Source organism: Caloramator sp. Dgby_cultured_2 (assembly GCF_028872215.1).
Classification (GTDB): Bacteria; Bacillota; Clostridia; order Clostridiales; family Caloramatoraceae; genus Caloramator; species Caloramator australicus.
Genome location: NZ_CP118396.1, coordinates 328,142 through 340,703, shown reverse-complemented (window position 1 = coordinate 340,703; position 12,562 = coordinate 328,142). Strand labels below are relative to the sequence as shown.

Sequence of the window (12,562 nt, the reverse complement as noted above, 5' to 3'; positions counted from 1 at the left end):
TATCCCCCTTAGTTAAACATCTATTCCTGTTCTTATTCCTACAAAGAAAAATTCTGTATGCCTGCAGTCTTCGCAAACATAAACGTTAAAAACTATAGCCTCTTCATAATCAATAATCGTTGATATAAAATCTCTATATTCCTTTTGTGTATCAAATCTGTATTCCTTTAAAAATTTCATCTTCCCACCACATCTTAAACATTTTAAATTTTCATAGTCAACTTTTGCTGGATCCTTTTCATCCGTCAAAGCTAAATTTTCTTCATTCCACCATAAATACCTTGCTTCTTCGTTTAAAATTATGTCCTCGAATCTAACATGATATGGATAATAACTTTTAGGATCTATCTTATCGATGTATCCTATTCTATTTATGAATATTTTATCTATCCCCTCCCCGACAGAAAGGATCTTAACTTTATCTCCCACTTTAAACATAAAATCCCCCTTCCATTTAAAATTATTATAAACCAATAAATTCCATATCTCAACATTGTTTTAGAGCTCAACCGTTATCTTATCTATTACATTTATTTCATCTAATTCTATACTACATCTATATGCTATAACTTCAACACCCTTTTCCTTTGCTTTTTTAAAGTTAATGCAAATTTTTCATCCATCTCCTTATATGGCGTAAAAAGATTTACAAAATCCATAAAGGCAACAAAAATAATTTTAGCCTTATAGCCTAATTCAACCGCCTTTATAAGCTCCTCAATATGCCTTCTTCCTCTATCGGTTGGAGCATCTGGAAATTTTGCAATGCCATTTTCCTCAAAGGTAGCACATTTAACTTCAATAAATGTCTTTTCATTTCCATCTATAAAAAATCAAATTTACTATTATAAAAACTAACCTCCCTTTTTAAAACTCCCTTTTCTAATTTAACTACATTCTCCTTAATGGCACTTTCTAGCACCCTGTTTGCCATAGCAGAATTTATACAAACTAACCCTTTATTCTTTTCAACAAACATCAATGTCCACTCGGTTTTCCTGTTTTTATTGTTGCTTCTTACCAAAAACACTTTGGCATTTGGAAGTAAAAGCTCCCTTAATCTGCCTGTGTTTGGCACATGGCAAAGTATTTCTTTTTCTTCTATTTCAACTATGGCTTCAAACCTATTTAGCCTTTTTATAAATCTTCCTTCTATCTTTTCTCCTGGTATTTTATATCCCATCCTTATGCCTCCTAAACTATTTTTCTAAAGAATATCAGCCACCTTTTAAAATGTCAAGTTTAGGTATTGATTATTTACAAAAAAGGTATATAATATAATTGACCATATGGTCAATTATATTAAAGGGGTGATTTAATGTTTATTCAACTTCACAATGTAAACAAAGAATTTACAAGTGGCAAAAATGTAGTCTTTTCCCTCAGAAACATTTCTTTTAATGTAAACAAAGGACAAATAATTACAATTCTTGGTCCATCAGGTTCAGGAAAATCAACACTCTTAAATCTAATCGGAGGAATTGATAGGGTTGATAGCGGAGATATTTTAATTGGGGATATGAATATTTCTAAGCTAAGTGATAAGGACCTAACTCTTTATAGAAGAAACAAGATAGGTTTTGTTTTTCAATTTTATAATCTCATTCCCAACCTTAATGTTTACGAAAACGTAGAGGTAGCTGCAAATATAAGCAAAAACCCCTTAGCCTTGAAAAAGTATTAGATTCGGTCGGTATGCTAGATAAAAAGATAAATTTCCTCAGGAATTAAGCGGTGGAGAGCAACAAAGGGTTTCAATTGCAAGAGCCCTTGCTAAAAATCCCGAAATACTTCTATGCGATGAGCCCACCGGTGCCCTTGACTTTAAAACTGCAAAAGAAATATTAATGCTACTTGAAAAAATAAACAAGGAATACAATACTACAATATTCATCGTAACCCACAATACTGCAATAAGTGGAATGGCAGATAGAATTATTAGATTAAGAAGTGGTGAAATTGTGGAAGACAAGGTTAATTCAGCAAAAATTTCTGCTGAAGGAGTTGAGTGGTAATGATTTTAAATAAAAGAATTTTTAGGGTTCTGTTAAAGCAAAAGGCTATTTATATAGGCTCTATAGTGCTTGTTATGTTAAGTTCTTTGCTTTATTCTAATTTAAATATTGCAATGAAAAACGTTGAGAAAAACAAGGATTTATTTTTAGAAAAAACTAAGGTTGAAGATGCAAAGGCAATACTGCAAAGGCCTATCGATGATATAAAGAAGCTTGAGGACAAATTTAATATTTCCATAGAGGCAAGACGTCAGTTTGATACTAATATAAGTGAAAATACTACCATTAGAGTATTTGAAAAAACAAGCAAAGTAAATATTCCATATATAGTAGAAGGCAATGATATTAAAAACATGAACGAAATACTCCTTGAGCCTAACTTTGCAAAAACCAACGGATATAATTTAGGTGATAAGATTAATATTTTGGATAAAGAGTTTACAATAGTTGGATTCTTTGCAATGCCAGATTATATATATCCTTTAAAATCCGAAGGAGATATTATGGTCAATTATAAGATATTTGGAACTGCTATAATATCAGATAAAGCGATGAATGAAATGCCTATTAAAGGAACTGTCTACTATCTTTTAAAATCTCACTCTAATAGTTTAGAAGAAATCAAAGAATACCTTGGAGAGAATCATTTCATAATATTCTGGCAGGAAATTAACGACAACCCAAGATTCTCCTTTGTAAATGCAAAGCTTATGGGCTCAGCAAAGATGGCAATCGCTCTTCCTGCTATGATTCTCCTATTAACCTCCCTGCTGGTTGCCGTTGTCCTTTGGCGAATGATAAAAACCGAATTTACTCAGATTGGAACTTTATATGCTTTAGGATATTCTAAAAGGAAATAGGACTGCACTATTTGTCCTTTGTTAATATAATCGCTTTAACTGGAGGAATAATTGGAACAATATTTGGACTATTCTTGGTTAAGCCTTTATCAGAGTATTTTACTTTTTATTTTAACATTCCTCTTATAGATAATTCCTTTGATTATAAGTATATCCTAGGCAGTTTATTAATCCCCTATATTTTTATAATTCCAACTATCCTGATAGTCTTATTTAAAGCATTAAGATATTCGCCTGTAAAATTGATGAGAGGAAAAACTGAGAATTCTAAAGTTGGTTTTATTGAAAAAGTCTAAACTTAAAAAAGCTGAGATTTCCTGCAAAATTTAAAATCAGGGAAATCGCAAAAAGCATTCCAAGGCTCTTTGTCCTAATCTTTGGAATTACACTTGCCTCGATGTTCCTTCTTTTAGGTTTCTTATATAGAAATTCTATAGACTATCTTTTAAATCAAAGTTTAAATGATGTTTTTAAATACGAGTATAATTATGTTTTAAAGTCCTATGAGACTAGTAACATCTATGGAGGCGAAGAATATAACTTTTCTGTTTTTAAGGTTAATGGAAAGGTAGAAAGTTTTGTTGTATTTGGAATAAACCCAAATTCACAATATATAAATCTCGTCGATAAAAATAGTAATCCTATTTCAAAGAATAATGTAATAATAACTAAACCTCTTGCCAAAACATTAAAGGTAAAAGAGGGAGATACTATAGTAATCACAAATAAATATAATAACGATGATTATACTATAAAAATAGATAAAATTGCTGAAATCTATACAGGAAACAATATTTATATGCCGCTTTCTCAACTAAACAATCTATTAGGATTTGATTCCAACAGCTTTATTGGAATTTTTTCAAAGGAAAAATTAAACATTCCTGAGGAAAAAATATTAAAATTTGAAACCAAAAATGATATTAAAGAGGCTTTTAAAGCTATAATAAATCCTCTTAGAGTTTCATTAGGACTTGTATCCTTTGTTGCATTTTTTATAGCTCTTATTGTAATATATGTAGTAACAGGACTTTCGATTGAAGAAAATAAAACCAATATATCGATGTTTAAAATATTAGGTTATACTCACAAAGAAATAAACGATTTAATTTTAAATACCTTCACTATTCCTATTATAATAGGTTTCATTCTTTCCATCCCATTGTTAATAAAGTCAATGGATACATTGTTAAACAGCTTTGCTCAAAACATTGACTTTGCTTTTCCGTTAAAGCTAAACACTGTTTCCATAATTTTAGGATTTTTAATTCTTTATATTACCTTTGAAGTCTCAAAATATTTCTCAAAGAAAAATATATTCAAAATTCCTATGTCGGAAGCACTTAAAACACAAAGGGAGTAGATCAACTTGTTAAAGGCATTTGAAAAACTTTCAGAAGAAAAAGAAACAAAATAATTAAAGCAGCCCTTGAGGAGTTTGCAAACAATGGATATGAAAAGGCATCTACTAATAGAATAGTTGAAAAGGCTGAAATTTCAAAGGGCCTTCTGTTTCACTATTTTAAAAATAAAAAGAGATTATATTTATATCTCATCGATTATGTAATTCCAGTAATTTTCGATGAATTTTTTAAAACTGCAGATATGAATATAGGGGATTTCTTTGAGAGATTAAAAAATTGGCAGGTTGCTAAGCTTAATATATTTGAAAAGCTATCCTTAGAGAGCAAATTTTTAATAAGAGCCTTTTCAGATATTCCTGAGGAAGTAAAAGAAGAAGTCTTAAAAAGATATCAAAATTATGCTCAAGAAGGATTTAAACTTTTATTTGCTAATATCGATTATTCAAAATTTAGAGATGGTATAGATAAAAACAAAGCAGTAGAAACAATAGTTTGGACCTTAGAAAATTACGGCAATAAATATATGAAGGAGAATATGGATAATGAGGGGAATATAGTAATAGATACAGAAAGAATATTAAAGGATATAGATGAATATTTAGAAATATTAAAATATGGATGTATAAGGGGCTAATTTTAGCCCCTTTAATTAATGATGTCCGTGATGGTGTCCACCGGCATGGATACATCCATCTTCTTTTAAGTTTAGTTTGCCTTCAATGTAATCTTTAATTATCTCATCAGGAGTTCCCTCTGCACCTGTCAATACTTTTATTCCTTGGGCCTTCAAACCATTAAAGGCACCCTCACCCATGCAGCCTGAAATTACAAGCTCTACTTCATTTTCCTTTAAAAATCCTCCAATTAAAGCGTGTCCATGTCCTGGTGATTTTTTATCTCCCTCGCTTTTATTTCCCTTCCTTCAACTTCATAAATATAAAAGCTCTCACTTTGGCCAAAATGTTGTGAAACTTCGTTGCCAATTACAGCAATAGCAATTTTCATACGATCACCTCTTTTATTTTGGGTATATGTTTAATTTAATTATATTTTATTGCTTTTGTTATTTCAATAATCTTAAACAATAATTTGACATATACCCATAATTTTAATATAATTTATTTTGAACATATGCCTATAATAACATTTTTAAGGAGGGTAAATATATGACAACTTCACGTTTAAAACATTTTCCAATATCATTTTTTTCAATTATTATGGGTCTTTCAGGATCTATAATAGCAATGCAAAAGTTTGAAATAATTTATAAAACTTTTAAACTGAGCCACCCATTAGGTTATATTGATTTAACTTTATTTCTTATAATATTATTAACATATGTATTAAAATTTATTAAATATAATGATGAAGTTAAAGGAGACTTCAACCATCCAATAAGAATGGCGTTTGTTCCAACTATATCTATAAGTATGCTTTTGCTTTCTATTGCCTTTTTAGAAATCGATGCATCTATTTCAAAAACTTTATTTTTTATTGGTGCTCCACTGCATCTATTTTTCTCTTTAAACACAATAACTAAATGGGTCCAGCACACAAATTTTCAAATTCAACATTTTAATCCTGCTTGGTTTATCCCAATATTAGGTAATTTATTAGTTCCAATAGCAGGAACAAAATTTATTTCAAAGGAAATTTTATGGTTCTTTTTAGTATAGGGATTGCTTTTTATCTTCCCTTTTTAACGATGCTTTTGTATAGAATAATTTTTCATAACAATCTACCGGAAAAACTAATGCCAACGCTATTTATCCTTATTGCTCCACCTTCGGTTGGATTGATAGCATATTTTAAACTAACTGAAGGTATAGATAACTTTGCTAGGATCTTGTATTATTTTGCATTATTTACTTTGTTATTAGTTTTCTCGCAATATAAAATGTTTACAAAAATAAAATTCTATCTATCATGGTGGGCATACATTTTTCCACTTTCAGCCTTTTCGGTTGCAACCTTTGTAATGCTAAATAATACAAAGCTTATATTTTTCAAAACATTGTTTACAGCTATTTTCCTTCTGATAATTCTCTTAGTAGTAATAATATCCTATAAAACAATTTACGCTATATCAAAAAGCAAATATGTATAGAGGAGGAATGAGCTTTCAGCTCATTCCTTTTTTGTAGACTTTTAAGCTAATTAGTGTAATAATATAATTAAGGTTCCATTTTAGAAGGGAGTAGTTCGTATGAAAAAAATATTTGTCATATTCTTAATATCAATGTTTTTTATATCCTGTGCTCAAAAGTTGCCAAATACAAATCAAAATAATGAACCATCTAAAAAATACACTTGTTAAAGATTATTTCCCCTTTGTTGCTGATAGAAGAATGAAATACCAAGGTATAGGCAATGAATATGCCGAAAAAGATGTTTATGTGGATTTTATAAAGGACAATCGTATTCAGCTTAGAGTTATAAACCCTGGAACAACTCTAGCTCAAGTTTATGAAATCAAAGATGGAGAACTTAGGTTTATAAGATCTCAAGAGGAATTCTATTATAGGGACAATATAATAGATTCTCAAAACTCAAATTATGAAATTCTTTTAAAAGAACCAATTGAAGTTGGAACAACCTGGACAACAAGGGAAGGAAATAAAAGGTATATTTCTGATTTAGAAAAGGAAATAGTAACCCCTTATGGTTCCTTTAAGGCTTTGGAGGTTACGACAGAAGGTAAGGATTATAAAACCTATGACTATTATGTTATAAATGTCGGCCATGTAAAAAGTGTTTTTGACTTTAACGGAAATAAAATAGAAACTACCATTGAAAAAATAGAACAAGATATTCCCGTTGTTCAAACCGTAAAATTTTACTACCCTGATTTTGAAAATGATAGAATAGCTTTTGTAAAACAAAAATTAGAATTCAAAACAAATGATACTGTAATTCAAAAGTTTGAATCTTTTCTTAAAACTCCTCCAAAGGAAGGGTTAACTAAGATACTCGGTCCTAATTCAAAAATAAATAGCTTATATTTAATACCAAATGAAAATAAAGTTTATATCGATTTATCAAAGGAATTTGTAAGCGATATGAATGCAGGTTCCTCCCTTGAGGCTATGATAATTCAAAGTCTTGTGAATACCCTTGGTGATTATTATAACGTTGATAAAGTATATATTTCTTTAGACGGAAGACCTTATGAATCAGGTCATATTGCAATCAGCAAGGATGAATATTTTAAGGTGGATTATAACAATGCAATTGAATTAAAATAAGCTGCCATTTGGCAGCTTTTCATACTTTAATAAGCTCATATTCAAGACTTCCAAGTCCAATTTCTTCTCCGTGCTTTAACGTAGCTCTCCAATCTGTTTTGTGGTAAAGGCTTGTAAATTTATCAAATTCCCCATCTACATGAACATGCTCAACTGATTCGAGGGCACATCCATGAAGCATTGGTGCATTATTTACCATATCAGCACACGCCTTATCAAGTGCAACTGGGTCAAAGGATGCAGCTATTCCTAAATTAGGAATAATCGGCATATCATTGTTTGACCAACAATCGCAATTTGGTGAAACGTCCATAATAAAATTAATATGGAAATGGGGTTTATCCTTTAATACTGCATATGTATATTCAGCTATCTTTTCACTTGCAACAACTGCTGCTTCATCCCATTTAACCTGCGCAGCATTAAATTGACATACAGCAACGCATTGCCCACATCCTACACATTTTTCGTAATCAATTACAGCTTTTTTATTTTCATTTAAAGTAATTGCATCATGGGCACAGCTTCTTACACACATTCCACAACCAACGCAGTTTTTAAGCTTTATTACAGGCTTAGATGAGGAATGCATAAATAACTTTCCGCCTCTTGAACCAGAACCCATTCCAATGTTTTTTAAAGCTCCTCCAAATCCCGTCATTTCATGTCCTTTAAAATGATTCATGGAAATTATAATATCGGCATCTGCAATTGCCGAGCCTATTTTGGCTGACTTGGTATGCTTTAAATTAACCTCAATTTCTCTATACTCTGTTCCTTTTAAACCGTCAGCTATAATTATTTGGCAACCCACAGTTAATGGGTTAAATCCATTCTCATAAGCAGCATCAAGATGGTCCAATGCGTTATGTCTTCTTCCTGTATACAAGGTATTAGCATCCGTTAAAAAGGGCTTACCCCCAGCTGCTTTATTAATTTTACTATTCTTGCGGCATAGTTAGGTCTTATATATGCTAAATTGCCCGGTTCACCAAAATGAATTTTTATGGCTACATATTTATTTTTAAAATCTATTTTTTCTATTCCAGCAGATTTTACAAGTCTTTCAAGTTTGTCGAGCATATTATAACCAGGTTTAGTTCTAAGATCCGTAAAATACACTTTTGATTTTGACATGTCAACACCTCCAAAGGAAAAAGTCTTATAAAAATAATTATAAATGATTATATTCAAACTTCAAATAGAATATTTTATAATATTTATTCATTATTTCAAATATTTTTGCACAATTCATCCAATTTTGAATATAAAAACTTTGCATATTTATAAATTTATATATTGACTTTGTCGAAAATTGTTGTATATTTATTAATATAATTTTAAAAAACGCCCGGGCAGAAAAAAATATATCGAGGTGAAGAAAATGGAAAACAATAACACTAATCTTAAAAGAGAATTAGGTCTTGTAGCTGCGACAGCGATAGTGGTTGGAAATATGATCGGTTCTGGAATATTTATGGCTCCACAAGGTCTTGCGGCTGCCTCAAATCCAAAGGCAACTATAATAGCTTGGTTAATTACAGCTTTAGGTTCAATGCTTATTGCTCTAAGCTTTGCAAAGCTAGGAGCTAAAATGCCTCAAACTGGAGGTCCTATAGTTTACACAAGAGCGGCCTTTGGAAAATTTGCTGCCTTTTTAATTGCATGGACATATTGGGTTGGTTCTTGGGTAGGAAATGCAGCTATTATCACTGCACTTATGAATTATCTTTCATACTTTTTCCCGATTTTCAGTAATAACAGAGCTGCTGCATTTATAGCTTCCTCAGCAATTCTATGGATATTAACCTACATCAATTATAAAGGTGTCAAAGAAGCTGGAATAGTAAGTATCATAACAACAGTTCTAAAAATCGTTCCATTAATTGTTTTTGCAATAATTGCTGCTATGCATTTTAATCCTTCATATTTCTCAACAGTTTCAGCACCTGAGGTTGCTGGAATGTCAACAATCCCTGCAGCGATTGCAATTACACTTTGGTCCTTTGTCGGACTTGAATGTGCAACAATTCCAGCTGGAGAAATTAAAAACCCTGAAAGAAATATAAGGCTTAGCACAATTTACGGAACATTAATTACAGCTTTAATATACATCCTAATAAGCATCTTTGCAATAGGCGCGATGCCTCAGGTTGAACTTGCAAAGTCTAACGCTCCTTTAGCGGATATAATAAACTTTGCAACAGGTGGAACTTGGGGAGGAACCTTTATAGCTTTAGGTGCCCTTATATCAACCCTTGGTGCAACTTCAGGATGGATTCTTGTAACTGCAAGAAGCTCCTTTGCTGCTGCAGAGGATAAAATGTTCCCAAAGATTTTTGCAAAGGTTCATCCTAAATATAATACTCCCTCTGCATCACTAATTATAAGCGGTATTGCAGCAAATATTCTTCTTATAATGAACTATGTATCAAGCCTTACAGCTGCATTTAACTTTATGCTTTTACTTGCGACTTTAGCATTTTTACCTGCATATTCATTTACTGCTGCAGCTGAAATACTTCTTTTGAGAAATAAGTCCGAAAACTTTAATCTCTGGAACTTTATTAAAAGTTCATTTATAGCGCTTTTAGCTTTTGCATACTCTATTTATGCAATCTATGGAACGGGTGCAGAAGTTGTTATGTATGGCTTCATATTGATGCTTCTTGGAATACCATTCTATGTATATCAAAAATACAAAATGGAGATATTAGTAACGAATAAAATTTCAGGAAACGGTTCATAATTTTATCAAAATACTAATAACGTTTACTTTAAGTTATTAATTCATTAAGGAAATAAATTTATAATTTTTATGAACCGTTCCTTAATGAGGAGGGTGGGCATTTAGGTAAATTGCCCACCCTAAATATAGACAAAAATCTAATTTTCACGCATTAGCTGGTGGTGTAAAAACTCTTTGTGCAAGTTCTGCATCAAGCATATAAATTCCATTTGGGTCATCCTTTATCCTCTCAAGCTTTTTAATAATCTTATTAAACATAGCTTCCTCTTCTGTCTGCTCATCTACAAACCACTTCAAAAAGCTAACTGTTGCATGTTCCTTTTCTTCCATTGCTATATTCATAAGATTGTATATTCTTTCTGTAACCTTTCTTTCATGTTCAATAGCTTTTTTAAATACATCTATAATTGATTCAAAATCATTTTCTGGTGTTGGAATGCCATCCACCCTAATCCTTCCATTTTTCTCAGCTATGTATGTATAAAACTTTGATGCATGGAATCTTTCTTCCTGCTCTTGAACCTTAAAAAAGTTAGCAAAACCTTCTAAATCTTGGTCTTCAAAATATGCTGCCATAGCCACATAAATATGAGCAGAATATAACTCGAAGTTATATTGATCGTTTAGAGCGTTAAACAATCTTTCTGATACCATAGGACCACTCCTTTGTTTTTACTTTATTTTATCACTTCTTCCCAAAAAGAAAGGGACGGTTCATAAACTTTATAATATTCTAAGAATCTTGTATTTGATTCTTTTACTTAAATATTTATGAACCGTCCCTTTAACTATGCTGTTTCTTCAAGTTCTATAGTTTGTGCAAATCTTTTTCCTGCTGTCATAAATATTGCAAGTAAAGCTATTGCTATTAAAATCCCTGCTATGTTTGACATTGTTGCTGGAAGTTTAAACCCTTCCTTTGCCTGTAATATATAGCTTGAGCTTACATAGGACATAAATGTTGCTGGAATAGTTGCAACCCAGTGGTTCTTATTCTTCTTCACAAGGTAAACTGCAGCTGCCCAGAGGGTAACCATTGCAAGAGTTTGGTTTGCCCAAGCAAAATATCTCCAGATTATATCAAAGTTAATAAATGTTAACGCTATACCTACTGCAAATAAAGGTGCTGCTAAAAGTAATCTTTTTGATATTTTATCTTGCTTATAATTTATCATATCAGCAATCATAAGTCTTGCGCCTCTAAAAGCAGTATCACCTGATGTTATAGGGCAAGCAATAACACCGAGCATTGCAAGAACACCGCCTAATGGTCCTAAAAGAGTCTTTGTAATTTCAAGAACCGCACCGCTTGGGCCAACTTTTCCTAAAGTTCCAGCAAGTCCCTGAACACCTCCATAGAAGGCCATACCCGCAGCTGCCCAAACCATAGCTATTATTCCTTCAGCTATCATAGCACCGTAGAATACTCTTCTTCCTTCCTTTTCATTAACCATACATCTTGCCATAAGTGGTGATTGTGTTGCATGGAAACCTGAAATAGCACCACAAGCAATTGTTATGAACATCATTGGGAAAATTGGTAAGTTCTTAGGATGCATATTAACAAATTGTATTTCAGGAATATGATAACCCTTTAATAGAATTCCTCCACCTACTCCAACTGCCATTATAACAAGGGCAATACCAAATAGTGGATAAAGCCTACCTATAATAACATCAATAGGTAAAATAGTTGCAAGGAAATAGTAAGCAAATACAACAACCACCCAAAAGGTTAATGTCATATAATCAGGAGTTATTGCTGCAAGTAGCTTGGCAGGTCCTGTAACGAATACAACACCAACAAGAACAAGTAAAACTATTGTAAATACCCTCATTATATTCTGAATTTTCTTACCTAAATAAACCCCTTGAATTTCTGATAAGCTTGCGCCGTTATGTCTTACTGAAATCATACCGGATAAATAATCATGAACAGCTCCTGCAAATATACTTCCTAATGCTATCCATAAAAACGCAACCGGTCCAAAGAGTGCCCCTGAATTGCACCAAATATAGGTCCTAAGCCGGCAATATTTAAGAGCTGAATTAAAAAACCTTCCATGTAGGCATTGGAACATAGTCTACTCCATCCTGCATTGTAAATGCTGGAGTTTTCCTGTTTTCATTAGCTCCAAATAGATTTTCAATAAATTTACCATAAATAAAATAACCTAAAACTAAAACTACAATACCTGCAATAAAGGATAACATAATACCCCTCCTATATTTTTTATCACCTTTATGCTATCACATATCAAATTTTTCCGACAATTATCGAGGGGTAAATTGTAAAAAATTAAACCCAAAATGCAAAATTTTCGTCCTA

12 protein-coding genes and 5 pseudogenes are annotated in these 12,562 nt (G+C 31.8%); 10 read left to right on the top strand and 7 right to left on the bottom strand.

Annotated elements, in window-relative coordinates; translation table 11 throughout:
* Nucleotides 1–12 precede the first annotated feature (12 nt).
* From PWK10_RS02250 to PWK10_RS02245, 3 genes are all read right to left on the bottom strand, one after another.
* A complete protein-coding gene (locus PWK10_RS02250) occupies nucleotides 13–438 on the bottom strand; it encodes a hypothetical protein (RefSeq protein WP_274767245.1) in 426 nt (141 codons plus the stop codon).
* Nucleotides 439–563: 125 nt separating this feature from the next.
* Nucleotides 564–827: a DNA/RNA nuclease SfsA gene (locus tag PWK10_RS19335; protein ID WP_446715327.1), complete on the bottom strand. Its 264-nt coding sequence runs from the start codon at nucleotides 825–827 to the stop codon at nucleotides 564–566.
* Entirely contained in the window at nucleotides 824–1,183 is a 360-nt protein-coding gene (locus tag PWK10_RS02245; RefSeq protein ID WP_274767244.1) for a hypothetical protein, read from the bottom strand. The genes PWK10_RS19335 and PWK10_RS02245 overlap by 4 nt, the downstream gene beginning before the upstream one ends.
* 135 nt (nucleotides 1,184–1,318) lie before the next feature.
* Between PWK10_RS02245 and PWK10_RS02240 the strand changes: the two are divergent.
* From PWK10_RS02240 to PWK10_RS02220, 6 genes and pseudogenes are all read left to right on the top strand, one after another.
* Nucleotides 1,319–2,015 (top strand): annotated as a pseudogene (locus PWK10_RS02240) (ABC transporter ATP-binding protein).
* Nucleotides 2,015–2,875, top strand: coding sequence for a hypothetical protein (locus PWK10_RS02235; protein WP_274767243.1), 861 nt, complete (start codon nucleotides 2,015–2,017; stop codon nucleotides 2,873–2,875). The pseudogene PWK10_RS02240 and the gene PWK10_RS02235 overlap by 1 nt, the downstream one beginning before the upstream one ends.
* Before the next feature lie 11 nt (nucleotides 2,876–2,886).
* Nucleotides 2,887–3,171: a hypothetical protein gene (locus PWK10_RS02230; RefSeq protein WP_274767242.1), complete on the top strand. Its 285-nt coding sequence runs from the start codon at nucleotides 2,887–2,889 to the stop codon at nucleotides 3,169–3,171.
* A 101-nt stretch (nucleotides 3,172–3,272) separates the two neighbouring features.
* Entirely contained in the window at nucleotides 3,273–4,238 is a 966-nt protein-coding gene (locus PWK10_RS02225; protein ID WP_274767241.1) for an ABC transporter permease, read from the top strand.
* A 50-nt stretch (nucleotides 4,239–4,288) separates the two neighbouring features.
* Nucleotides 4,289–4,411, top strand: a pseudogene (locus PWK10_RS19330) (TetR/AcrR family transcriptional regulator); the annotation flags it as partial.
* Between the two features lie 69 nt (nucleotides 4,412–4,480).
* Nucleotides 4,481–4,873, top strand: coding sequence for a hypothetical protein (locus PWK10_RS02220; protein WP_274767240.1), 393 nt, complete (start codon nucleotides 4,481–4,483; stop codon nucleotides 4,871–4,873).
* Nucleotides 4,874–4,888: 15 nt separating this feature from the next.
* Here PWK10_RS02220 and PWK10_RS02215 read toward each other — a convergent pair.
* A pseudogene (locus PWK10_RS02215) lies at nucleotides 4,889–5,244 on the bottom strand (NifB/NifX family molybdenum-iron cluster-binding protein).
* A 161-nt stretch (nucleotides 5,245–5,405) separates the two neighbouring features.
* Here PWK10_RS02215 and PWK10_RS02210 point away from each other — a divergent pair.
* The 3 genes from PWK10_RS02210 to PWK10_RS02200 all read left to right on the top strand — a co-directional run bounded on the left by PWK10_RS02210 (nucleotide 5,406) and on the right by PWK10_RS02200 (nucleotide 7,484).
* Nucleotides 5,406–5,915 carry an SLAC1 family transporter gene (locus PWK10_RS02210; protein WP_274767239.1) on the top strand — a complete coding sequence of 170 codons (510 nt, stop codon included), beginning with the start codon at nucleotides 5,406–5,408 and terminating at the stop codon, nucleotides 5,913–5,915.
* On the top strand, nucleotides 5,897–6,346 hold the full coding sequence (locus PWK10_RS02205; protein ID WP_274767238.1) for an SLAC1 family transporter: 450 nt from the start codon (nucleotides 5,897–5,899) through the stop codon (nucleotides 6,344–6,346). Before PWK10_RS02210 ends, PWK10_RS02205 begins: the two co-directional genes overlap by 19 nt.
* Before the next feature lie 181 nt (nucleotides 6,347–6,527).
* Entirely contained in the window at nucleotides 6,528–7,484 is a 957-nt protein-coding gene (locus tag PWK10_RS02200) for a GerMN domain-containing protein (protein WP_274767237.1), read from the top strand.
* Nucleotides 7,485–7,503: 19 nt separating this feature from the next.
* Here PWK10_RS02200 and PWK10_RS02195 read toward each other — a convergent pair.
* Nucleotides 7,504–8,621 (bottom strand): annotated as a pseudogene (locus tag PWK10_RS02195) (DUF362 domain-containing protein).
* Between the two features lie 247 nt (nucleotides 8,622–8,868).
* Here PWK10_RS02195 and PWK10_RS02190 point away from each other — a divergent pair.
* The gene (locus PWK10_RS02190; RefSeq protein WP_274767236.1) at nucleotides 8,869–10,233 is read left to right on the top strand and encodes an amino acid permease; all 1,365 of its coding nucleotides are present in this window, start codon (nucleotides 8,869–8,871) and stop codon (nucleotides 10,231–10,233) included.
* 144 nt (nucleotides 10,234–10,377) lie between these two features.
* Here the strand turns inward: PWK10_RS02190 and PWK10_RS02185 are convergent, their stop codons facing one another.
* Both PWK10_RS02185 and PWK10_RS02180 read right to left on the bottom strand, forming a co-directional pair.
* Nucleotides 10,378–10,887, bottom strand: coding sequence for a ferritin (locus PWK10_RS02185; RefSeq protein ID WP_008909263.1), 510 nt, complete (start codon nucleotides 10,885–10,887; stop codon nucleotides 10,378–10,380).
* Nucleotides 10,888–11,021: 134 nt separating this feature from the next.
* Nucleotides 11,022–12,447, bottom strand: a pseudogene (locus PWK10_RS02180) (carbon starvation CstA family protein).
* Nucleotides 12,448–12,562: the final 115 nt, after the last annotated feature.

What these genes read in the sequence shown, in the direction of transcription:
- PWK10_RS02220 (WP_274767240.1), top strand. Translation starts at nt 4,481, where the DNA reads ATGAATATAGGGGATTTCTTTGAGAGATTAAAAAATTGGCAGGTTGCT.
- PWK10_RS02225 (WP_274767241.1), top strand. Translation starts at nt 3,273, where the DNA reads ATGTTCCTTCTTTTAGGTTTCTTATATAGAAATTCTATAGACTATCTT.
- PWK10_RS02250 (WP_274767245.1), bottom strand. Translation starts at nt 438, where the DNA reads ATGTTTAAAGTGGGAGATAAAGTTAAGATCCTTTCTGTCGGGGAGGGG.
- PWK10_RS02200 (WP_274767237.1), top strand. Translation starts at nt 6,528, where the DNA reads ATGAACCATCTAAAAAATACACTTGTTAAAGATTATTTCCCCTTTGTT.
- PWK10_RS02245 (WP_274767244.1), bottom strand. Translation starts at nt 1,183, where the DNA reads ATGGGATATAAAATACCAGGAGAAAAGATAGAAGGAAGATTTATAAAA.
- PWK10_RS02205 (WP_274767238.1), top strand. Translation starts at nt 5,897, where the DNA reads ATGGTTCTTTTTAGTATAGGGATTGCTTTTTATCTTCCCTTTTTAACG.
- PWK10_RS02210 (WP_274767239.1), top strand. Translation starts at nt 5,406, where the DNA reads ATGACAACTTCACGTTTAAAACATTTTCCAATATCATTTTTTTCAATT.
- PWK10_RS02190 (WP_274767236.1), top strand. Translation starts at nt 8,869, where the DNA reads ATGGAAAACAATAACACTAATCTTAAAAGAGAATTAGGTCTTGTAGCT.
- PWK10_RS02235 (WP_274767243.1), top strand. Translation starts at nt 2,015, where the DNA reads ATGATTTTAAATAAAAGAATTTTTAGGGTTCTGTTAAAGCAAAAGGCT.
- PWK10_RS02185 (WP_008909263.1), bottom strand. Translation starts at nt 10,887, where the DNA reads ATGGTATCAGAAAGATTGTTTAACGCTCTAAACGATCAATATAACTTC.